At 61.8% G+C, this 19,595-nt stretch carries 21 protein-coding genes; 13 read left to right on the forward strand and 8 right to left on the reverse strand.

Going from position 1 to position 19,595, the window contains the following annotated elements; genetic code table 11:
- Positions 1 to 25 precede the first annotated feature (25 nt).
- Positions 26 to 1,390 (reverse strand): homogentisate 1,2-dioxygenase, encoded by a 1,365-nt coding sequence (hmgA, locus tag AC1D3C_RS10385; protein WP_477482815.1) that lies wholly within the window; start codon positions 1,388 to 1,390, stop codon positions 26 to 28.
- Positions 1,391 to 1,469: 79 nt separating this feature from the next.
- Here hmgA and AC1D3C_RS10390 point away from each other — a divergent pair, with 79 nt between their 5' ends.
- Positions 1,470 to 1,946, forward strand: coding sequence for a MarR family winged helix-turn-helix transcriptional regulator (locus tag AC1D3C_RS10390; RefSeq protein ID WP_477482816.1), 477 nt, complete (start codon positions 1,470 to 1,472; stop codon positions 1,944 to 1,946).
- On the opposite strand, the gene AC1D3C_RS10395 is transcribed toward AC1D3C_RS10390, so the two are convergent.
- Positions 1,943 to 2,422 (reverse strand): Lrp/AsnC family transcriptional regulator, encoded by a 480-nt coding sequence (locus tag AC1D3C_RS10395; RefSeq protein WP_038543748.1) that lies wholly within the window; start codon positions 2,420 to 2,422, stop codon positions 1,943 to 1,945. The two genes, AC1D3C_RS10390 and AC1D3C_RS10395, sit on opposite strands and share 4 nt — an antisense overlap.
- 124 nt (positions 2,423 to 2,546) lie before the next feature.
- Between AC1D3C_RS10395 and hppD the strand changes: the two genes are divergently transcribed.
- A complete protein-coding gene (gene hppD / locus AC1D3C_RS10400) occupies positions 2,547 to 3,662 on the forward strand; it encodes a 4-hydroxyphenylpyruvate dioxygenase (RefSeq protein WP_477482817.1) in 1,116 nt (371 codons plus the stop codon).
- Positions 3,663 to 3,736: 74 nt separating this feature from the next.
- On the opposite strand, the gene AC1D3C_RS10405 is transcribed toward hppD, so the two are convergent.
- From AC1D3C_RS10405 to AC1D3C_RS10415, 3 genes are all read right to left on the reverse strand, one after another.
- Positions 3,737 to 4,687: an isoaspartyl peptidase/L-asparaginase family protein gene (locus AC1D3C_RS10405; RefSeq protein WP_038543752.1), complete on the reverse strand. Its 951-nt coding sequence runs from the start codon at positions 4,685 to 4,687 to the stop codon at positions 3,737 to 3,739.
- Between the two features lie 84 nt (positions 4,688 to 4,771).
- Positions 4,772 to 6,364: an ABC transporter substrate-binding protein gene (locus AC1D3C_RS10410; RefSeq protein ID WP_477482818.1), complete on the reverse strand. Its 1,593-nt coding sequence runs from the start codon at positions 6,362 to 6,364 to the stop codon at positions 4,772 to 4,774.
- Complete coding sequence (locus AC1D3C_RS10415) at positions 6,361 to 6,915, reverse strand: MarR family winged helix-turn-helix transcriptional regulator (protein WP_247138871.1); 555 nt, start codon at positions 6,913 to 6,915, stop codon at positions 6,361 to 6,363. The genes AC1D3C_RS10410 and AC1D3C_RS10415 overlap by 4 nt, the downstream gene beginning before the upstream one ends.
- Positions 6,916 to 7,123: 208 nt before the next feature.
- Between AC1D3C_RS10415 and AC1D3C_RS10420 the strand changes: the two genes are divergently transcribed.
- The 6 genes from AC1D3C_RS10420 (at position 7,124) to AC1D3C_RS10445 (ending at position 13,107) form a co-directional block, all read left to right on the forward strand.
- Positions 7,124 to 7,825: a creatininase family protein gene (locus AC1D3C_RS10420; protein WP_477482819.1), complete on the forward strand. Its 702-nt coding sequence runs from the start codon at positions 7,124 to 7,126 to the stop codon at positions 7,823 to 7,825.
- A 72-nt stretch (positions 7,826 to 7,897) separates the two neighbouring features.
- Positions 7,898 to 8,869, forward strand: coding sequence for an ABC transporter permease (locus AC1D3C_RS10425; RefSeq protein ID WP_038587890.1), 972 nt, complete (start codon positions 7,898 to 7,900; stop codon positions 8,867 to 8,869).
- Positions 8,869 to 9,744 (forward strand): ABC transporter permease, encoded by an 876-nt coding sequence (locus AC1D3C_RS10430; RefSeq protein WP_038587893.1) that lies wholly within the window; start codon positions 8,869 to 8,871, stop codon positions 9,742 to 9,744. Before AC1D3C_RS10425 ends, AC1D3C_RS10430 begins: the two co-directional genes overlap by 1 nt.
- Complete coding sequence (locus tag AC1D3C_RS10435; RefSeq protein ID WP_477482820.1) at positions 9,741 to 11,456, forward strand: dipeptide ABC transporter ATP-binding protein; 1,716 nt, start codon at positions 9,741 to 9,743, stop codon at positions 11,454 to 11,456. The genes AC1D3C_RS10430 and AC1D3C_RS10435 overlap by 4 nt, the downstream gene beginning before the upstream one ends.
- Positions 11,457 to 11,474: 18 nt before the next feature.
- Positions 11,475 to 12,359 (forward strand): polysaccharide deacetylase family protein, encoded by an 885-nt coding sequence (locus tag AC1D3C_RS10440; RefSeq protein WP_477482821.1) that lies wholly within the window; start codon positions 11,475 to 11,477, stop codon positions 12,357 to 12,359.
- Entirely contained in the window at positions 12,352 to 13,107 is a 756-nt protein-coding gene (locus AC1D3C_RS10445; protein WP_477482822.1) for an SDR family NAD(P)-dependent oxidoreductase, read from the forward strand. The genes AC1D3C_RS10440 and AC1D3C_RS10445 overlap by 8 nt, the downstream gene beginning before the upstream one ends.
- Before the next feature lie 4 nt (positions 13,108 to 13,111).
- Here AC1D3C_RS10445 and AC1D3C_RS10450 read toward each other — a convergent pair whose 3' ends face one another.
- Both AC1D3C_RS10450 and AC1D3C_RS10455 read right to left on the reverse strand, forming a co-directional pair.
- Positions 13,112 to 13,429, reverse strand: coding sequence for an antibiotic biosynthesis monooxygenase family protein (locus AC1D3C_RS10450; protein ID WP_247138146.1), 318 nt, complete (start codon positions 13,427 to 13,429; stop codon positions 13,112 to 13,114).
- Positions 13,430 to 13,496: 67 nt separating this feature from the next.
- On the reverse strand, positions 13,497 to 14,426 hold the full coding sequence (locus tag AC1D3C_RS10455) for a LysR family transcriptional regulator (protein WP_477482823.1): 930 nt from the start codon (positions 14,424 to 14,426) through the stop codon (positions 13,497 to 13,499).
- Between the two features lie 87 nt (positions 14,427 to 14,513).
- Between AC1D3C_RS10455 and AC1D3C_RS10460 the strand changes: the two genes are divergently transcribed.
- Positions 14,514 to 15,419, forward strand: a complete 906-nt coding sequence (locus AC1D3C_RS10460) for a DMT family transporter (RefSeq protein ID WP_477482824.1) — start codon at positions 14,514 to 14,516, stop codon at positions 15,417 to 15,419.
- Positions 15,420 to 15,484: 65 nt separating this feature from the next.
- On the opposite strand, the gene AC1D3C_RS10465 is transcribed toward AC1D3C_RS10460, so the two are convergent.
- The gene (locus AC1D3C_RS10465; protein ID WP_477483010.1) at positions 15,485 to 16,054 is read right to left on the reverse strand and encodes a DUF922 domain-containing Zn-dependent protease; all 570 of its coding nucleotides are present in this window, start codon (positions 16,052 to 16,054) and stop codon (positions 15,485 to 15,487) included.
- A gap of 228 nt (positions 16,055 to 16,282) precedes the next feature.
- On the opposite strand from AC1D3C_RS10465, the gene AC1D3C_RS10470 reads away from it, so the two are divergent.
- The 4 genes from AC1D3C_RS10470 to AC1D3C_RS10485 all read left to right on the forward strand — a co-directional run bounded on the left by AC1D3C_RS10470 (position 16,283) and on the right by AC1D3C_RS10485 (position 19,584).
- Positions 16,283 to 16,612, forward strand: a complete 330-nt coding sequence (locus AC1D3C_RS10470) for a hypothetical protein (RefSeq protein ID WP_038543779.1) — start codon at positions 16,283 to 16,285, stop codon at positions 16,610 to 16,612.
- A 68-nt stretch (positions 16,613 to 16,680) separates the two neighbouring features.
- Positions 16,681 to 17,316 (forward strand): TetR family transcriptional regulator, encoded by a 636-nt coding sequence (locus AC1D3C_RS10475; RefSeq protein WP_477482825.1) that lies wholly within the window; start codon positions 16,681 to 16,683, stop codon positions 17,314 to 17,316.
- Positions 17,317 to 17,411: 95 nt separating this feature from the next.
- Positions 17,412 to 18,254, forward strand: coding sequence for a metallophosphoesterase family protein (locus AC1D3C_RS10480; protein ID WP_477482826.1), 843 nt, complete (start codon positions 17,412 to 17,414; stop codon positions 18,252 to 18,254).
- Positions 18,255 to 18,276: 22 nt separating this feature from the next.
- Positions 18,277 to 19,584: an ABC transporter substrate-binding protein gene (locus AC1D3C_RS10485; RefSeq protein WP_477482827.1), complete on the forward strand. Its 1,308-nt coding sequence runs from the start codon at positions 18,277 to 18,279 to the stop codon at positions 19,582 to 19,584.
- Positions 19,585 to 19,595 lie beyond the last annotated feature (11 nt).

The following is a 19,595-nucleotide window of genomic DNA, read 5'->3' on the forward strand; positions in this document are numbered from 1 at the left end:
AAGGCAACCGTAATGTCGCGCCTCATCACTTGATCCCCGGCGTACCGTCGAACTTTCGCTCGAGACCTGACCAGCAATCCACGTAATTGTCCTGCAGCGTCTCCAGTTCGGCGGCGAATTTGGTGAGCTGCTGCGGGAAACGGGTCTCGAACATGAAGGCCATGGTGTTCTCAAGCTTGACGGGTTTCAGCTCGCCGTTCGAGGCCTTTTCGAAGCCGGTGAAATCCGGTCCGTGCGGCAGCATCATGTTGTGCAGGCTCATGCCGCCGGGCACGAAACCCTCCTCCTTGGCGTCATAGCGGCCATAGATCAGGCCCATGAACTCGCTCATGATGTTGCGATGATACCAGGGGGGCCGGAACGTGTGCTCGGCCACCAGCCAGCGCGGCGGAAAAATCACGAAATCGACATTGGCGGTTCCCTCCTCTCCCGAGGGAGCGGTGAGAACCGTGAAGATCGACGGATCGGGATGGTCGAAGAGAATCGCGCCGACCGGCGAAAAGGTGCGTAGGTCGTATTTGTAAGGCGCGTAATTGCCGTGCCAGGCAACCACGTCGAGCGGCGAATGGCCGATCTCGGTGACATGAAACGAGCCGCACCACTTCACATGCACCCGGCAGGGCGTCTCCTTGTCCTCGTAGGCAGCCACCGGCGTCTTGAAATCGCGGGGATTGGCAAGGCAGTTGGCGCCGATCGGACCGCGATCCGGTAGCGTGAACTTGGCGCCGTAATTTTCGCAGATATACCCGCGCCAGACTTTTTCCTCGCCGAGCCGGATCACCTTGAACATCGTGCCGCGCGGGATGATGCAGATCTCGGAAGGCTCCAGGTCCATCTTGCCGAGTTCGGTGAAGACGCGGATCGAACCCGTCTCCGGCACGATCATCATCTCGCCGTCGGCATTGAAGAAATAGTCGTCCACCATGTCGGTGTTGAAGACATAGACATGCGCCGCCATGCCGGACTGGGAGAGCGCATCGCCCGCCGTCGTCATGGTGCGGATGCCTTCGAGGAAGCTCAGCGGCTCGCTTGGCGCCGGTACCGGGCTCCAGCGGAGCTGGCCGAGGGCCAACGAATGCTCGGCAACGTGAGGTGCGGTCTTCCAGAGCGGATAGTCGACCTTCGTGAACCGACCGGTATGGCGCACGCTCGGGCGGATGCGATAGAGCCAGGAACGCTCATTGGTGCCGCGCGGCGCGGTGAAAGGCGAACCGGAGAGCTGTTCCGCGTAAAGCCCGTAATTGCATTTTTGCGGGCTGTTCTGCCCCTGCGGCAGGGCACCGGGCAGGCTCTCGGTTTCGAAATCGTTGCCGAAGCCGGGCATATAGGCGAGCGTCTCGGCATTCGCCCCGGTGAATTGCGTGGCGTTCGGATCGATCTTGTCCAGCATGGCTTGTTTCCTCCCATGATGACGATATGGTTGCAAACGTAACCATTATTTTTGTAACCATCAACGCCCGATCAACGTCATGACGACCGATAGTTTCGAACTCGAACAGTTCCTCCCCTACAGGCTCAACCGCGCCGCCGAATTCGTCGGCCTGCGTTTTGCCGCCCATTACAAAGCGAAATACGGCATGACTCGGCCGGAATGGCGCACGCTTGCGGCGCTCGGCAGTTCGGGCCGCATGACCTCGAAAGCCGTCGGCGCGCATTCCTCCATGCACAAAACCAAGGTCAGCCGCGCCGTCTTCGCGCTCGAACAACGCCGCTGGCTGAAGCGCAGTCAGGACGATGCAGACCGGCGGGTCGAGCATCTGGAACTGACCGCCGCCGGGCAGCAAGCCTATCGGGAGCTGATCGAGCTCGCCCGCCGCTATCAGACCGAACTGGAGGCGGAATTCGGCGAGAGCGGCATCGAGGCTTTGTCGAACGGCCTTGCCGCAATCGAGCAGGTCATCCGCCGCTCGGGCAAGGGAAAGCCGTCGGAGCCGGACGATCTTTAAGACTTGGCGGGCTTTTGAATCGGAATCCCACCAAAATCCTTCAACACGCTGAGGACGATCGATGTTTTGACATGCTGCACGCTCTCGTGCGGCAACAATATGTCGTTGACGAAATGGGAGAGGCCCGCCAGATCGCGCGTCACGACCTTCAGGTGATAGTCCATTTCGCCGGTCAGCGAGAAACATTCGAGCACTTCCGGCAGGTCCTCGACAAGGCGCGCGAACCGCTTGGCATTGTCCCGGTTATGGGTGGCGAGCGTCACGGCGATCACGACCAGGAGGTCGAGGCCGAGTTTCTGGCGGTTGAGATGCGCCCGATAGGTCTGGATGAACCCCTCGCCCTCAAGCCGCGCCCGGCGGCGCGAACATTGCGACGGCGACAGCGCGACGAGTTCCGACAATTCGTTATTGGTCAGCCGCCCATCAGTCTGCAGATGGCTCAAGATCTTCAGGTCATATCCGTCCAGCGCGTCCATCGTGCATGTGACTCCTCAAATCCGCACGTTTCATGCACAAATCGAGCAGAACACCGCCAAGATTGCAAGCACAATGCGTCCGTCCTGCATCATCATGATGATCGAATGACAGGAGGAGTTTGCCATGGGTCCTTTCCCGCACGACGCACCGGTTTCTGAGATTACCGAAGATAACCCGGCCGGCACCGACGGTTTCGAATTCGTCGAATTCGCCCATCCGGAGCCGCAGAAGCTGGAAGAGCTTTTCACCCGCATGGGCTACAGACCGGTGGCGAGGCACAGGACGAAGAACGTCACCGTCTGGCGCCAGGGCGACATCAATTACGTCGTCAATGCCGAGCCGGGCAGCCATGCCATGCGCTTTGTCGACGAACACGGCCCCTGCGCGCCGGCCATGGCCTGGCGCGTTGTCGATGCCAAACACGCCTTCGACCACGCGGTTGCCAAGGGTGCCACGCCTTATGAGGGCAAGGACAAGACGCTCGACGTGCCGACCATCGTCGGCATCGGCGGTTCGCTTCTCTATTTCATCGAAACCTATGGCGAGAAGGGGTCGGCCTATGAGGCTGAGTTCGAATGGCTGGGCGAACGCAATCCCAGGCCCGAAGGCGTCGGTTTCTATTATCTCGACCACCTGACCCACAACGTCTATCGCGGCAACATGGACAAGTGGTGGGATTTCTACCGCGAACTCTTCAATTTCAAGCAGATCCACTTCTTCAACATCGACGGCCGCATCACCGGCCTCGTCAGCCGGGCGATCACCTCGCCCTGCGGCAAGATCCGCATCCCGCTGAACGAGTCCAAGGACGAGACCAGCCAGATCGAGGAATTCCTGAAGAAATACAAGGGCGAAGGCATCCAGCATATCGCGGTCGGCACCGACGGCATTTACGAAGCGACCGACAAGCTCGCCGAAAACGGCCTCAAATTCATGCCCGGCCCGCCGGATACCTACTATGAAAAGTCCGGCGCCCGCGTGCACGGCCACGACGAACCGATCGACCGCATGAAGAAACACGGCATCCTGATCGATGGCGAAGGCGTGGTCGATGGCGGCATGACCAAGATCCTGCTGCAGATCTTCTCGAAAACGGTGATCGGCCCGATCTTCTTCGAATTCATCCAGCGCAAGGGCGACGAAGGGTTTGGCGAAGGCAATTTCCGCGCCCTCTTCGAATCCATCGAGGAAGACCAGATCCGCCGCGGCGTCCTGAAGCCGCAGCAAGCTGCCGAATAACAAGAGCAGTTCCAGAGGGTGCGAAAGCCCGGCGGTCATTCCGCCGGGCTTTTTATATCGAAAGCTCTGCCGGTTCAGGGCGTGACCGGGAAAACCTCGCCATGGGTGGCAACGTAGAATTCGCCTTCTGGCGTCACCCAGCCGCGGAACATGCCGTCCGTGTTGTAAGGCGCGGTGATCGAGCCGTCAGCGCCGACCGCCACGAGTCCGGCCCCGATATCGTGCTGCTTCAGGTCCTCCTGGATGACCTTTGCGGCGGCCTTCTCAAGGCTCTCGCCGAGATAGGAGACGCGGGCCGCCACTTCATGGCCGACGGCATAACGCATGAAATATTCGCCCTTGCCGGTGCCGGAAACGGCGCAGGCCCCGTCCCGTGCGTAAGTTCCGGCGCCGATGATCGGCGTGTCCCCAATGCGGCCTTCCGGCTTGTTGTTATAGCCGCCGGTCGAGGTCGCCGCCGCCAGATGCCCGGCCCCGTCGAGCGCCACGGCACCGACGGTGCCGTGCTTTTCAGACTCGCTGGCTTTCGCCGCCGTGCCCGCAGCGGCATGCACCTTCATCGCCGCCAGCGCCTTGACGCGGCGCTCGGTGGTGAAATAGTCCGGCTCGACCATATCGAGCCCCGCCTCGCGGGCGAAATCGTCGGCCGCTTCGCCGCCGAGCAGGATCGCATCGCCCTTTTCCATGATCTTGCGGGCCGCCTTGATCGGATTGCGGATGCGTCGCACCAGCGTCACCGCGCCGGCCTCGAGCGTGCGGCCATCCATGATCGAAGCGTCGAGTTCATGCTTGCCGTTGGTGTTGAGGGCCGCGCCATAACCGGCGTTGAAATGCGGCGAATCTTCCATGACAACCACAGCCGCCTGCACCGCGTCGAGCGCCGCGCCACCTGCGGTCAGGATTGCCCAGCCGGCTTTCAGCGCCCGTCCGAGATCGACGCGGGCCGCCGCCCACTCCTCGTCGCTCAGATCGAGCTTCGCCATGACGCCGCAGCCGCCGTGGATCGCCAATGCAATCTTTCCCATCGGCCCTTCTCCCATCCGAACTTGGTGTCTTCAGAAAAGCGGCCGGGCGAGATGCCCGGCCGGTAGATCGCAGGTTGGGATGGCTTATTTCGCCGGGCGGATGTTCATGGCCAGCGTGTCCTCGTCGGAACGGGGAACGATGGTGATGCCCTTCTTCATGCCCCAGGCCGATACGGTCGAGGCAATCGCCAGATAAGGCCGATCGGTCGATACCAGGGCATTGGCATCCATCAGGAACTTTTCACGCTTCTTTGGGTCCATCTCGACGGCGGCGTCCTCGATCAGCTTGTCCATCGTCTTGTTGGTGTAACCGCGCAGATTGAAGGCACCGAGCTTTGTATTCGGGTCGTTGCTATGGGCAAGCGACGACAGCGTGTAGTTCGATTCACCCGTCAGCGTGCCCCAGCCCGACATGGTCATCGAGTAGTCGCCGCGCGTGTTGGCCGGGAAGAACACGGCACCCGGCTGAGAGTTCGCTTCAACCTGGATGCCGACCGCGGTCAGCATCTGGGCGATCGTCGTGCCCACATCCTTGTCGCCCGGCAGGCGGTCGTTGGTGAAGGAGAAGGTCACCTTGAAACCGTTCGGATAACCCGCTTCGGCGAGCAGCTTCTTGGCCTTTGCCGGATCGGCCTTGGTGGATTTGACGGCCGGGTTCCAGCCGAAAATGTTGGGCGTCACGAGCTGCGACTCAACGGTGCCCATGCCCTCCATGGCGATCTCGGTGATCGTTTCGCGGTCGATCGCAAGATCGAAGGCTTCGCGCACCTTGGGATCGAGGAAGGGGTTCTTCGGCAGCGGCGAGCCGTCCTTGGCGCTCACCTGCGGCGGCTTCTCACGGAAATCGAAGGCGATATTGAAGAGGTAGACGCTGTTCTGGCGCACGACGGTGAGCTTGGAATCCTTCTCCAGCGTCGGGACGTCGGAGGCCGGGATGCGCGAGATCAGGTCGACGTGGCCGGCTTTCAGCTGCGCAACGCGGGCCGCATCGTTCGGGATCTCCTTGCGGGTGACCTTGTCCCAGGGTTCCTTCTCGCCCCAGTAGCCGTCGAACTTCTGCAGCACGAGCTGTTCTTTCGGCGTCCAGGAGACGAACTTGTAGGGGCCGGTCCCAATCGCCGCCTTGCCGGAATTGAAGCCTTCCGAAGCCTTGTCGGCGTTAGCGGAAAAATCCTTGGCAGCCGTATGCGACACCACGAAGAGACGGATGAAATCGTTCGGCAGGTTTGGCGCAGGACCGTCGGTCTTGATCCGGATCGTCAGCGGATCGACGATCTCGATGCCCCGCACGCGGCGGACATAGATGGTGGTCGGGTTCGGGCCGGTAACGGCCGGAATACGCTCGATCGAGAACTTCACGTCTTCGGCCGTGAAATCGGAACCGTCATGGAATTTGACGCCCGGGCGAAGCTTGAACTCCCAGGTCGTGCTGTCGACGGCCGTCCAGCTGGTTGCAAGGCCCGGCTCGAGTTCGAGGTTGTTGCCGGATTTCACCAGCGAGTCGTAGATATGCTTGACCGCTTCGGCATGGGTGCCGGCCGCAGTGAAATGCGGGTCGACCGACAATGGGCCGGCGCGCACACCGATCGTCAGGTCGGCGGCAAGTGCCGCACCCGAAACGCTGCCGAGCAATACGGCGGCGAGAGCCGCCGTGCGGAATGTCTTCAAAATCGTCATTGTTCGTTCTCCTCTATATTTATCATTGGGGGCCAGTTGGGTGAGTCCACGACGACTTTCGCCAGCAGTTCGGAGAGCATCAGCTTTTCGGCAGGCGTCAGCCCCGACAGCATGACCTTTTCGCGCTCCACCATCGGCTGCATGGTTTCGTCGACAATGCGCTTTCCTTCGTCGGTGATGTAAAGGACGAAGCTTCGAAGATCCGCCGCATCGACCTCGCGCCGGATGATGTTCTTGTCGACGAGCTTCTGGATCGCCCGGCTCATCGTATTCTTGGGGAAACCTGAGGAGCTGCTGATGGCGCTTGCGGTCAGTCCGTCGGAAAGGCCGAGCGAATAGAGAACCACGAATTCCGGCCGGGCCAGCCCGTACTCTTTTTCGATCCAGCGATAGATCGGCTCGTTGAACAGCAGCGCCAGGAAATTGATGCGGAAGGAAAGCCAGCAGGGGTTCTGCCATAGCTTCACGGACACCAGATCATCGACGCCGTGATTGCCGGCGGCCGCCTTGCCGCCCTGCTTGAGGAGCGCATCGAAGGATGAGATTTCCAATTGCAACGCCGTCAGCTCCCGCAGAAATCCTACCTGGATTTTGTTCCGTATGGAACTTGACGATAGCTTATTTGGCTGTCAATCTCTTTTTTTAGTTCCGTATGGAACTTTGCACTTGATCGGCGCAGCGCCTGTCAAGGCACATTTTTTGTGCGCAAGCGTGAGATCTTGGTCAAATTTTGCGCAGTAGGGATGCAGGTGGAAATTTATGAAGATCGCGGACATGAACTGGATGCAGGTGGAGGAACGGACGGTCGAGGATGACCGCTGCATACTTCCGATCGGCAGCGTCGAGCAGCACGCCTATCTCAGCCTCGCGACAGACATGATCCTTGCCGAAAAGGTCTCGCTCGATGCGGCAGCCCCGCTCGGCATTCCGGTTTTCCCGGTCCTCCCCTACGGCCTCGCCTCGTCGTTTGCGACCTTTCCCGGCACGCTGACGCTGACGCTCTCCACTTATATCGGCGTGATCCGCGACCTGATGGACAGCATCCATCGCTCCGGCTTCCGCCGCATCCTGATCGTCAATGGCCATGGCGGCAATACCCCAGCGACAGCCGTCATCTCCGAATGGCTGAATGCGCATCCTGATGCCTCTGTGAAATTCCATGACTGGTGGCGGGCGCCCAAAACCTGGGCAAAGGTGCAGGAAACCGATCCGGCCGCCTCGCACGCCTCCTGGATGGAGAATTTCCCCTGGACCCGCACGACCGACCAGCGCCAGCCAACGGGTGCCAAACCGAAGGTGGATTTCGCCGGCCTCGCCCGCGTCGATGCGGCCCGCAAGCGCGCACTCCTCGGCGACGGCAACTATCACGGCCTCTACCAGCGTCCCGACGAGGACATGCTGGCGATCTGGGACGTGGCTGTCGCGGAAACCCGCGAACTTCTCGAAAACGACTGGCACTGACGGCCAGGCCCTTCGGCGCTTGGCTCTACGAAACCCGCAGAAGACGGGACAGAAGGATAAGACGGGGAACATATGTTAGGTTTCATCTTGCAGCGCCTGTGGCAGGCGGCGATCGTGGTCATCGCGATGTCGGCGCTGGTCTTCTGCGGCGTCTATGCCGTCGGCAATCCCATCGACGTGCTGATCTCTCCGGATGCGACGCAGGATATTCGCGCCGCGGTGATCGCCCAATACGGGTTGGACCAGCCGCTCTGGCGTCAATATTTTGCCTTTCTCGGCAGGCTGATCGAAGGCGATTTCGGCCGCTCGCTCGTCTACAGCATGCCGGTCAGCCAGCTGATCCTCACCCGCCTGCCGGCGACGCTGGAACTGACACTCGCAGCCGTTCTATTTGCCAGCCTCGTCGGCATCCCGATCGGCATGTATGCCGGCTACCGGCCGCATAGCCTGATTTCCCGTGCCATCATGGCGATCTCGATCCTGGGATTCTCGGTCCCGACCTTCTGGTTCGGCCTGATGCTGATCATGGTTTTCGCCGTGCAATGCGGCTGCATGCCGGCCGGGGGGCGCGGCGAAACGGTCAGCCTGTTCGGCGTCGACTTCAGTTTCCTTACCGGTGACGGGCTTGCGCATCTCGTGCTGCCGGCACTAAACTTGGCGCTCTTCAAGTTCTCCTTGATGATCCGCCTCGCCCGCGCCGGCACCCGCGAACTGATGCTGAGCGACACGGTGAAATTCGCCCGCGCCGCCGGCTTGTCCGAGTTCACGGTGCTGAGCCGGCATGTCCTGCGGCTGATCTCGATTCCGCTCGTCACCGTCTTCGGTCTGGAACTCGGCTCGACGCTCGCCTTTGCGGTCGTCACCGAAACCATCTTTTCCTGGCCCGGTCTCGGCAAGCTGATCATCGACAGCATCACCTCGCTCGACCGGCCGGTCATGGTCGCCTACCTGATGCTCGTCGCCTTCCTGTTCATCGTCATCAACCTGATCGTCGATCTCACCTATGCGCTGCTCGATCCGCGCCTGCGAAAGGGCCGTGCCTGATGCGCGATACTCTGCTTGGCCGTTTCCTAGAGGAATTCTTCCGCAACAAGGTCGCGACGGGTGCGGCAATGGTCGTCCTCCTGATCGTCCTGACTGCGATCGTCGCGCCCCTGGTCACCCCGCAGGATCCGTATGACCTGACCAGCCTGGTGCTGCGCGATGCACGGCGTGCGCCGGGTTATGTCGGCACCGGCGGTTACACCCATTGGCTCGGCACGGACTCCCAGGGCCGCGACCTCCTGTCGGCGATCATCTACGGGCTGCGCATCTCGCTGCAGATGGGCGTGATTGCCGGCGGCATCGCCTTCGTCATCGGCGCGGTGGTCGGCTGCTCTGCGGCCTATATCGGCGGCCGGTTCGAAAGCCTCGCGATGCGCATCATCGACCTACAGCTTTCCTTCCCGGCAATCTTGCTCGCCTTCGTCATCGCCGCCCTTCTCGGACAGGGCCGCTACCAGCTGATCATGGCGCTGATCTTTGCGCAGTACGCCTATTTCGCCCGCACCGCCCATGGCGCGGCATCGGCCGAACGGCAGAAGGACTATGTCGAGGCGGCACTCTCCATTCCGCTGTCGCCCTGGCGCGTGGTGCTGAAACATATCCTGCCAAATTCGCTGCCGCCGCTGATCGTCGTGGCGACCGTGCAGGTGGCGAGCGCCATTTCGCTCGAAGCCACCCTCTCCTTCCTGGGCGTCGGCCTGCCGCCGACCGAACCGTCGCTCGGCATGCTGATCGCCAACGGTTTCCAGTATCTGCTCTCCGGCCGTTACTGGATCTCGATCTATCCCGGCGTGGCGCTGATCCTGTTCATTGTTTCGCTCAATCTCGTTGGCGATCAGATTCGCGACCAGCTCAATCCGAGGCTCCGCCGATGACCGAAACGACGAGTGCTCCGCTTCTCGAAGTCACTAGCCTCAGGACCTGGTTTCCGAGCGGCCGCGGCGAGATCAAGGCGGTCGACGGCGTCTCGTTCTCGCTGGCGCCCGGCGAAGTCCTCGGGCTCGTCGGTGAATCCGGTTCCGGCAAGTCGATTACCGGCTTCTCGATCATCGGCCTGATCGACGAGCCTGGCCGTATCGTCGAGGGTTCGATCAAACTCGAAGGCCGCGAACTGATCGGCTTATCCGCACATGAGCTGCGCGCCATCCGCGGCAAGACCATTTCGATGGTCTTCCAGGATCCGATGATGACCCTCAACCCGGTCCTGAGCATCGGCACCCAGATTAAGCTGGCCCTCGAAGCGCATGAAAACTTCAGCGCAGCCGATGCCCGCGAAAGAGCTATCAAGGCGCTGGCTCAGGTCCGCATCGACGAGCCGGAACGCAAGGTGGATTTTTTCCCGCACCAGTTTTCCGGTGGCATGCGCCAGCGCGTGGCGATCGCCATCGCCCTGCTGCACCGGCCGAAACTCATCATTTGCGACGAACCGACGACGGCGCTCGACGTGTCGATCCAAGCGGAAATCCTTGCCGAGATGAAGGAACTGGTGGCCGAACTCGGCACCGCGCTGATCTGGATCAGCCATGATCTCGCGATCGTCTCGTCGATCGCCGACCGGGTCGCGGTGATGAGGTTCGGCAATATCGTCGAGATCGGCCCAGCGCTCGGTGTGCTGACGCGTCCACAGCATGACTACACCAAGGCGCTGCTCGACGCGCTGCCGTCTCGCGCCAAGCCCGGCCAGTTGCTGCTGCGCGGCAGCGGCATTGCCGATGCGGCGCCACCGCCGCGCAAGTCGGCGACGTTGAACCTGCCGCCGCTCGGCAGCCCCTATCTCGTGATAGACAATGCGATGAAACGCTTCGAAAAGCCGGCCGGCCTGTTCAGGAACCTGGCGATCAAGTCCGGCATTTCCCAGCCGGTGCCGGTCGTCCAGGCGGTCGACGGCGTGTCGATCACGCTGAAGCGTGGCGAAGTGCTCGGCCTTGTCGGCGAATCCGGCTCCGGGAAATCGACACTCGGCCGCATGGCGGCAGGCATCACGATTCCAACCTCCGGCACGATCCGTCTCAACGGCAAGCCGGTCATGAGTGACGGCCGCAATGCGCGAAAAATTACCACCCGCATCCAGACGATCTTCCAGGACCCGTTCGCCTCGCTCAACGGCCGCATGCGGATCGGCGATATCATTGCCGAAGGTCCGCTCGCCCACAAGCTGGTGACCCGAGCCGAAGCCCCCGTCTATGTCAAGGAATGGCTGGCGGCAGTCGGGCTTGATCCCACCTTCGCCAACCGTTTCCCGCACCAGTTCTCCGGCGGTCAGCGCCAGCGCATCGCGATTGCCCGCGCGCTCGCCATGCAGCCGGATGTGGTCGTCTGCGACGAACCCGTCGCCTCGCTCGACGTGTCGATCCAGGCGCAGATCATCAACCTATTGATCCGCCTGCGCGCCGAACTCGATCTTTCGCTGATCTTCATCAGCCACGACCTGTCGGTCGTCCGGCATCTCTGCGACCGCGTCGCCATCATGTATCGCGGCAAAATAGTCGAGGAAGGCGTGGCCTCGGCGATCTACGCCGATCCGCAGCACGATTATACCAAGCGGCTGCTCGCGGCCGTGCCGGTCCTGCCTGAGGCGGCAGAATAACAAAAGGGAGAACGAGACATGGAACCCTGGGAATGGGATGAGGCCACCTGGCGCGGCAAGGTCAACAAGGTGCGCGCCGGCCGCTCGCTGAAGCCGAAGGCCTGGAAGGACGGCGCGCGCTGCGCAGTCGCCCTTTCCTTCGACAGCGACCACGAGACCAACGAGCTTCGCGACGGCGGTGAATCGATCGGCCGCATGTCCCAGGGGCAATACGGCAACCGCATGGGGGTGCCGCGCATCCTCGAAACGCTGAAGAACGCGGACGTCCCGGCGACCTTCTTCGTGCCGGCCGTCGCGGCCCTCCTCTATCCGGACGAACAGCGGCGTGTCATCGCCGAGGGCCACGAAATCGGCCTGCATGGCTGGATCCACGAGGTGAACACCAAGGTTCCCGCCGACAAAGAACGCGAACTGCATTTCCGCGCCGCCGATACGCTGGAAAAGATCACCGGCATCCGTCCGGTCGGCATGCGCACGCCCTCCTGGGATTTCTCCTATGAGACGCTGAAAATCGAGCGAGAGCTCGGGCTGATCTACGATTCCTCGCTGATGGCTGACGACGATCCTTACGAACTGGTCGAGGACGGTGAGCCGACCGGTCTGGTCGAACTGCCGGTCGAATGGATCCGCGACGACGCGGTCTATTTCAACATGAACCGGTTTACCGCGCTGCGCCCCTATACCCCGCCGACCTCGGTGCTCGATATCTTCAAGCGGGAATTCGACCGCGCCTATATCGAGGGCGGGCTGTTCCTTCTGACCATGCACCCGCACGTGTCCGGTTACCGCTCGCGCATCTTCGTGCTGGAGGAGCTGATCAAGCATATCCAGGCCCACGAGGGCGTCTGGTTCGGCACCCATGCGGATATCGCCCGTTTCGCGAAGGAGAATGGTGGTGCGTGATGCGTCCCGGAAGGTTGCGCTGATAACCGGCGGCGGACGCGGGATCGGACGGGGCTGCGCGCTTGATCTTGCCCGTCACGGCTTCGATATCGTCCTCGTCGACCTGATCGAAGAAGACCTTGCCCGCACGGCTCAGGAAATCCGCGACCTCTCCTGCGACGTCCTGACATTCATCGCCGATGTCCGCGACCATAAGCGCGCGGCGGAAATCGTGCGCGAGGTGGACGAGAAATGGGGCCGGATCGACGTCCTGTTCAACAATGCCGGTCGGTCGATGGCGAAAGGTATCGAGGAGATTTCCGAGGAGGAATTCGACGCGACGATCGACATCAACCTCAAGGGCGCCTTCAACTATATCCAGCCGACCGTGCCCGTCATGCGCCGCAACGGCGGCGGACGGATCGTCAACATGTCATCGATGAACGCCCATACCGGCGGCGTCACCAGTGCGGTCAGCAAGTTTTCCTATACGGCAGCCAAGGCCGGCATTCTCGGCATGACAAAGGCACTCGCCAAGGAACTCGGCCCGGAGATCGTCGTCAACGCGATCTGCCCCGGCGTCATCAAGACCGAGCGCTCGAACGCGATGATCGAAGCCCGCGAGGCGCAACTCGCAGCCGGCATCACGCTGAAGCGAGTCGGAACGCCGCAGGACGTCGCAAGCGTCGTCACCTTCCTCGCAACATCCGAACCGAACTTCCTGACGGGTCAGGACATCCAGATCGACGGGTTCCAGTGGGTCCGCTGATCCCTTAGTTCCGATCGATGAGGATTTTCATGATCGCCACCCGCTCGGGCAGTTCGACCAGATAATGCGGATCGCGATCGAGATGATGCACCTTGTTCGGATCGCCGCCGGTAAAGGCTGCCATGGACTCGAAGTCGGGCCAGTAGGAGGTCGTCACGAACTCCGTTTCGTCGCCGAGGTCCTCTCGGAAGAGCTGGACCGCAAGCGCGGTCTTGACGAGTGGTGGAATGCCTGTTTCGAGTAGATAAGCCTCGTATTCGTCGGCAATTGTGGTGCGTGTACGCCCCCGCCAGATCCTCGCAATCGTCGCCTTTGTGCTCATGGGATGCTCCTCATATCCAATTTTCGGAGCAAGTAGAGCCGGAGCGGCATTTGCCAATAGAGCGGCGCTAACCTCTTCCCCGTCCCGGCGCAACGAAGGCCGCGATGGCCGCCTCGTCTAATCCGGCCTCCAGCAGGAAGCGCTGGGAAAACTCGGCGGCGGAAGCTTTCAACGCGTCGTTCGGACGGATCAGGTGGAAGGCCACGTGGTGATCGATGGCTCTCTCAGACACGACGACGACCCGGCCGGAGGCAAGCGCCGCGTCCGCGAGCGGCGGCCGGGCGAGCGCGATGCCGAGGCCATGCGCGCAGGCGTCGATCACCAGGTTATAATCCTCGAACCGCCGGTCCTGCCCGCGCGGCACGTAATCGAGATTTTCGACGGCCAGCCAGCGCCGCCAGGCCTCGACATTGGAATCGTGCAGGATCGGCAGCTCCAGCAGAGATTTTGCATCTGACCTCCCACGGAGACGTTCGGCGATGACCGGAGCGGCGATCGGCACCAGTTTCTCCTGCCAGAGCGGCAGGCTGCGCACGCCGGCCCATGGCCCCTTGCCGCAACGGATTGCCAGGTCGATGCCCTCGCTGAAATCCGCCAGCCGATGTTCCAGAACGAGCTCCAAATGGATGTCGCTAGCCTCCAGCTTCGGCATGCGCGAAAACAGCCAGAGCGAGGCAACCGACGGCGTCACCGAAAGCCGCACGACCGCCTTGTTGCGGCGGGGCAGCCACCGCTCGTCCGTATCCCCGAGCAGAGCCAACGCTTCCTCCGCGCGAGCGAAAAACCGCATGCCTTCCGGTGTCAGCGTCACACCGCGAGCCTCGCGAGAGAAAAGCCGTACGCCCATCCAGCGCTCCAGGCGGGATATCTGCCGGGAGACGGCACCGTGGGTGACGCCGCCCTCTTCCGCCGCGGCGGAAAACGATCCGAGACGCGCGGCGCGGGCGAAGGTCTCAAGCGTATCAAGTGGTGGCAAAGTCTGCGAGCTGTGAACCATAGGCACATATGATCATCGATTACGGTGCTTTTCAAGCACGGATGAGAGGCGCTAAATCCTGACTTCCAAGCTTCGAGGGAGAAAGAGATGAGCACGGTCGCCATGAATACGGGAACGGACGAAAGACAGGGATTTGATGTGATCGCCTTCCTGGCGATCCTGGTGACCATCGTTTTCTGGGCTTCGTCCTTCGCCGTCATCCGCATCGCGCTCGGGCCCCTGACGCCGATCGAGCTTGCGACGGCACGTTATGTCCCGGCCGCCTTGATCGCCGTAGTCTATCTTGTCGCTGCCCGACCAGCCCTTCCAGTCAGAAGCGATCTCCTCCGCCTTGGCGTCGCGGCCGTGCTCTTCATCGCGGCCTATGCCGTTCTCCTCAACATGGGTGAGCGAACCGTGGCGGCTGGCCCCGCGAGCTTCATCATCAACACCATGCCGGTCTTCACCGCCCTTATCGCCACCTTCGCGCTCGGCGAACGGTTCGGCCGCTGGGGCTGGTTCGGAACGGCGATCTCCTTTGCCGGCGTGGCGCTGATCGCTGCCTCCGGCGACGACGGTTTCGATCTCGATCCGAATGCGATCCTCATTCTCGGCGCCGCCCTCTGCTCGGCGATTGCCAGCGTGCTGCAGAAGCCGATCCTTGGCCGCATGCCCGCCTTGGCGGTCACCGCCTGGCTGATGCTGATCGGTTCCATTCCGCTGCTGCCGGAGGTACCGTCCACCTTGCAGGCGCTTGCCGCCGCCCCGGCAGAGGTGAACTGGGGCATCGTCTATCTGGTGCTCTTCCCGACTGCGATCGGTTATGTCACCTGGGCGATCGCCTTGAAGCGCCTATCCGCCGCCCGTGCCTCCAATTTCCTTTACGGCGTTCCCCCGACCGCAACCCTGATCGGTTTCCTGTGGCTCGGCGAGGTGCCGACCCTGATCGGCGCGATCGGCGGCATCATGGCGATCTTTGGCGTGCTCGTCGTCAATGTGATGCGCAAGAGATAGCTTCCCCAGAATTCATCGGAAAAACAGCGCCTTTCAGCGAGTTGATGAATCAATCCTGCAGCAGACTATTTGCCGGTGCCGTTCACCAGCTGCAGGATGAGCTGGTGGACATTGCCGCCCTCGCTCATTTCCATCCGGTCGTAGTCATTGCTGCGCTTCTGCTGCGCCTTCGAGATCTCGCCGAGCTTAACGGTCAGTTCTGTCCTGATTTTCGTGCATTGCGGATCGTCGGCGACACTGAGACCCACGCTCACCCGCTCGATCTCCTTCACCATGTCGGTGATGATCACGCCGTGGACCAGTTCGTGCTTGTAGACACCGGCGATGAAGACATCCCATTTCTTCTTCAGATCGGGAGCAAGCGCCGATGCGGGTTTCGGCAGCGTATAGGTGATGATCAGCTTTGGCCGCGCCGAAACCAGCGTGCAGGAGCCGTCAGGCTGCGGCCGGTAGTCACGGGTCCAGGTGAGCTTGAAATTGGTGTGCGCGATGGCGCGAACCTCCTTGCCGATCTTCGGCCCGCGCTGTCCGATGGAAGCGTAGAGATCGACGCCGGAATCGCCTGTGATGGGATAGGCCTGGACCTGCTCGACCGGCTGCCACTGGCTCTGCGCCGACGCCTCCACGGGCACCATCCCAAGGCAGAGGGCCGCGAGAATTCCTGCACCTATCTTCACTCTTTTCCTCCCAATCGCGTTGCTGCGGCGAACCTAGAGATGCCACAGCACCGTTTCAATTCGTCAAACTTGTTTTCCGTGAACGCTGTCCATCACGACTTTTGTTCCAGGCCCTTGCCATATTTCCTTCAAAATGGATGATGACAGTTATGTGACTAAGTGTTTGACTTGGCATGGGGGAGTTGAATGGGAGAGAAACGAAAGGTCTATGAGGCCTTGGTCGACGGCGCGATGGATGGCCTCACCGACGACGCTCTGTTCAAGTTCGTTACCAGACGCTGCCCAAAGACATCGAGCAAGAAGATCGTCCGGGCAGCGCTGCTGGGACTGACCGACCCGCACCTTCGTGACAAGAACATCCTCGATACGATCTACGCCCTTGCCATCAAACACCGCATGGACGAGTTTCGGGATGGCGAGGATGCGGATGACGAAAGAGACAGCTGGCCCGCGCCCTTCGCCCGCGAGCCCGACAAAAAGACGGTCCGCCCCGACTTGGCCCCCGACTTGTCCTAGGCCCTCTTCGCACTGTCATCCACCATACACAAACGCGCCTTAGACTTGCGATCGTCGAGGGTGAGTTCATGCACGGCCGCGCCAATCTCACAGCCATGAGGCTCATGGATGCCTGCGAGCATCTGCTTTGCGAAGCCGAGGCTTTCGAGGATCTGACCGCGCGGCGGATTGCCATCGAAGCGCATGCGACCCCTTCCGCTATCAGCTATCATTTCGGCTCGCAGGAAGAACTGGTGGCGGCGGTCGCAGAGCGTGTCTACCGGCGGCTGAATGCCGAGCGGTTGACCCTGCTTCGCAAAGCCGTCGACCGGCGGGCGCCCGATCCGCCCGACCTTGATGAAGTCATCGCGGCTTTGGTTGGCCCGTCGATCCGCTGGAGCCTCGACCCGACCTCCAGTTATCCGGTCCTGTCGCATTTCACCTCGATGGCGAAGACCCACCGGGAGCGCGCGCCGCACTACCGCCGCATCATCGACGATGTCGAACATCACCGGGCTTTCGTCCCGCATCTGAAGCGGATCGCGCCCTGGCTCGACGAGGTCGGTATAGGCTGGCGGCTCAATTGCGCGCTCGGCATCCGCTCGCAGGTCACCCGCTCCCGGTCGCGTACGCAAGTGCTGACCAATTACGGCATCGACCTCGACGATCCGGAGATCGTCATCGCCCGCATGGTCGAGGTGATCGCACCGATGTTCCGCCGCTGAAACGGTTTCGAACGGCATTCGAAATCCGTCACGAGCAGGAAACAAACCCCTTCTAACGGTCCTCCTGACGAAACCGTCATCCATGGAGGCATCCGGTGCGACGCGAAACGACATTCATCCATCTGACCGACCTGCATATCGGCACCGCCGACGACAGCCATCTGCACAGCGACACGACCGAGACGCTGCATCAGGTGCTCGATCTCGTCGCGACCGTAACGCCGAAGCCGCAATTCGTGATCGCCAGCGGCGACCTTACCAATCGTGGCGATGCGGAAAGTTTTCGCCGGCTGAAGGAGATCATCGACGCCAGGATCGACGTCCCCGTCATCTATGCGCTCGGCAATCACGATACCCGTCCCGGCTTTTACGAAGGCATGGGCATCGAGATCGACGATCCGGATGCGCCATACGACCACGACACGATCATCGACGGCATCCACATCATCACCATCGATTCGACGACGCCAGGCCTGATCGGCGGCACGATCGATCCGGAACAGTTCGACTGGCTCGCCTCGACGCTCGACAGCCATCCGGACCTGCCGAAGCTGATCGTCATCCACCACCCGCCGGCGCTCGGCGAGGAAGCCGATGCCGCCCATTGGCGGACGATCCATTTCCCCCAGTCGGAACGTTTCCGCCAACTGCTGAAGGGCCGCAACATCATCGGCATTCTGAGCGGCCATATCCATCACGACCGCGTCTCGGTCTGGCATGGCATCCCGGTCGTCGTCGGCACCGGCCAGCACGCCGCCACCGACATCCTGCGCACGGACATCCTGCGCATGGTGCGCGGCGCCTCCTTCGGCATCGGCACCATCCGCCCGTCCGGCCTCACCATGGCCTTCGTGCCGTTGCCGTCCGACCGTGCCGAACTCAATACCTATCCGCTGGAACTTCTGATGGCCCGGGCAATGCCCGTCGCCGCTGAATAACCCTCACCCGGAGACACGCAAAATGCTGCGCAGAACCACGCTCAAGCTGATGGCGACGCTCACCGCCGCCTCGATGTTGCCTCTTGGCCTCCCGGTCGGCGCCCTCGCCGAAATGCCCGCCACGGTCGACAAGCCGGTGACGATCAGCTTTTACAATTACAACCTCGCCTCCGCGAGCGCCGGCGCCGATGCCACCAGGGAATTGATCGCCGGCTTCGAGAAGAAATTCCCCAACGTGAAGGTCGAGACGGTGGCCGTACCGTCGAACGAGATCATCAACCGGGTCCAGGCCGATATCGTCGCCGGCAAGCAGCCGGACGTCGCCCAGCTGACCTTCCGCGACCTGATCTTCATCGCCAGCGACCTTGGCGGCAACGCGCTCGAGGACATGGTGAAGCCGGCGGAACTGAAAGAGCATCTCGCCGGCATGATCCCCAAGGGTCTCGAACTCGGCAAGGTCGACGGCAAGACCTATGGTCTCGCCTACACATTCTCGACGCCTGTCCTCTATTACAACGGCGACCTCTTCAAGCAGGCCGGTCTCGATCCGAACAACCCGCCGAAAACCTGGGCCGACGTCAACATCGCCGGCAAGGCGATCAAGGAAAAGACCGGCAAGAACGGCTTCTTCCCGGGCGCCTATGGCCCGAGCGACGGCACCTTCGTCTACCAGGCGATCGTCATGTCGAACGGCGGCAAGGTGCGCGACGGCAACAAGCTGACATTCGCCGACAAGAATGCCGCCGAGGCGGTCAAAATGCTGCGCGACATGGTCGATAGCGGCGCCCACGCCAAGATCGATCCGGCCAGCGGTTCGGACACCTTTGCCGCCGGCAATCTCGGCATGTTCGTCTATACGACTGCGGTGCTTGGCTCCTATAAGAAGGCCGCCCAGGGCAAGTTCGACCTGCGCATCGCCCCTATGCCCTCCTTCGGCGAAAAGCCGACCGCTCCGACCAATTCCGGCAGCGCCCTGTTCGTCTTCAGCAAGGATCCGGCCAAGCAGCGTGCGGCCTACGAGCTCCTCAAATACCTGACGAGCAAGGAAGCCTACACGATCATCACGAGCAAGATCGGCTACCTGCCGCTGCGTCTCGATATCGTCGACGATCCGAACTACCTCGGCCCGTGGGTCAAGGAGAACCCGATGTTCCGCGCCAACCTGGACCAGCTGAACCGCCTCACCGCCAACGTCGCCTTCCCCGGCCCGAACTACCGCCAGGTCGAGAAGATGATGATGGACTCGGTCCGCGAAGCCGTCTTCGGCAAGGGCGATCCGATCGCCACGCTGAAAGCCGCCCAGGATCAGGGCCAGGACCTGATGCCGTAACCGTTACGAGG

Source organism: Neorhizobium sp. P1_A6 (assembly GCF_056406795.1).

What these genes read in the sequence shown, in the direction of transcription:
- hmgA (WP_477482815.1), bottom strand. Translation starts at nt 1,390, where the DNA reads ATGCTGGACAAGATCGATCCGAACGCCACGCAATTCACCGGGGCGAAT.
- AC1D3C_RS10390 (WP_477482816.1), top strand. Translation starts at nt 1,470, where the DNA reads ATGACGACCGATAGTTTCGAACTCGAACAGTTCCTCCCCTACAGGCTC.
- AC1D3C_RS10395 (WP_038543748.1), bottom strand. Translation starts at nt 2,422, where the DNA reads ATGGACGCGCTGGACGGATATGACCTGAAGATCTTGAGCCATCTGCAG.
- hppD (WP_477482817.1), top strand. Translation starts at nt 2,547, where the DNA reads ATGGGTCCTTTCCCGCACGACGCACCGGTTTCTGAGATTACCGAAGAT.
- AC1D3C_RS10405 (WP_038543752.1), bottom strand. Translation starts at nt 4,687, where the DNA reads ATGGGAAAGATTGCATTGGCGATCCACGGCGGCTGCGGCGTCATGGCG.
- AC1D3C_RS10410 (WP_477482818.1), bottom strand. Translation starts at nt 6,364, where the DNA reads ATGACGATTTTGAAGACATTCCGCACGGCGGCTCTCGCCGCCGTATTG.
- AC1D3C_RS10420 (WP_477482819.1), top strand. Translation starts at nt 7,124, where the DNA reads ATGAAGATCGCGGACATGAACTGGATGCAGGTGGAGGAACGGACGGTC.
- AC1D3C_RS10425 (WP_038587890.1), top strand. Translation starts at nt 7,898, where the DNA reads ATGTTAGGTTTCATCTTGCAGCGCCTGTGGCAGGCGGCGATCGTGGTC.
- AC1D3C_RS10430 (WP_038587893.1), top strand. Translation starts at nt 8,869, where the DNA reads ATGCGCGATACTCTGCTTGGCCGTTTCCTAGAGGAATTCTTCCGCAAC.
- AC1D3C_RS10435 (WP_477482820.1), top strand. Translation starts at nt 9,741, where the DNA reads ATGACCGAAACGACGAGTGCTCCGCTTCTCGAAGTCACTAGCCTCAGG.
- AC1D3C_RS10440 (WP_477482821.1), top strand. Translation starts at nt 11,475, where the DNA reads ATGGAACCCTGGGAATGGGATGAGGCCACCTGGCGCGGCAAGGTCAAC.
- AC1D3C_RS10450 (WP_247138146.1), bottom strand. Translation starts at nt 13,429, where the DNA reads ATGAGCACAAAGGCGACGATTGCGAGGATCTGGCGGGGGCGTACACGC.
- AC1D3C_RS10455 (WP_477482823.1), bottom strand. Translation starts at nt 14,426, where the DNA reads ATGGTTCACAGCTCGCAGACTTTGCCACCACTTGATACGCTTGAGACC.
- AC1D3C_RS10460 (WP_477482824.1), top strand. Translation starts at nt 14,514, where the DNA reads ATGAGCACGGTCGCCATGAATACGGGAACGGACGAAAGACAGGGATTT.
- AC1D3C_RS10465 (WP_477483010.1), bottom strand. Translation starts at nt 16,054, where the DNA reads ATGGTGCCCGTGGAGGCGTCGGCGCAGAGCCAGTGGCAGCCGGTCGAG.
- AC1D3C_RS10470 (WP_038543779.1), top strand. Translation starts at nt 16,283, where the DNA reads ATGGGAGAGAAACGAAAGGTCTATGAGGCCTTGGTCGACGGCGCGATG.
- AC1D3C_RS10475 (WP_477482825.1), top strand. Translation starts at nt 16,681, where the DNA reads ATGCACGGCCGCGCCAATCTCACAGCCATGAGGCTCATGGATGCCTGC.
- AC1D3C_RS10485 (WP_477482827.1), top strand. Translation starts at nt 18,277, where the DNA reads ATGCTGCGCAGAACCACGCTCAAGCTGATGGCGACGCTCACCGCCGCC.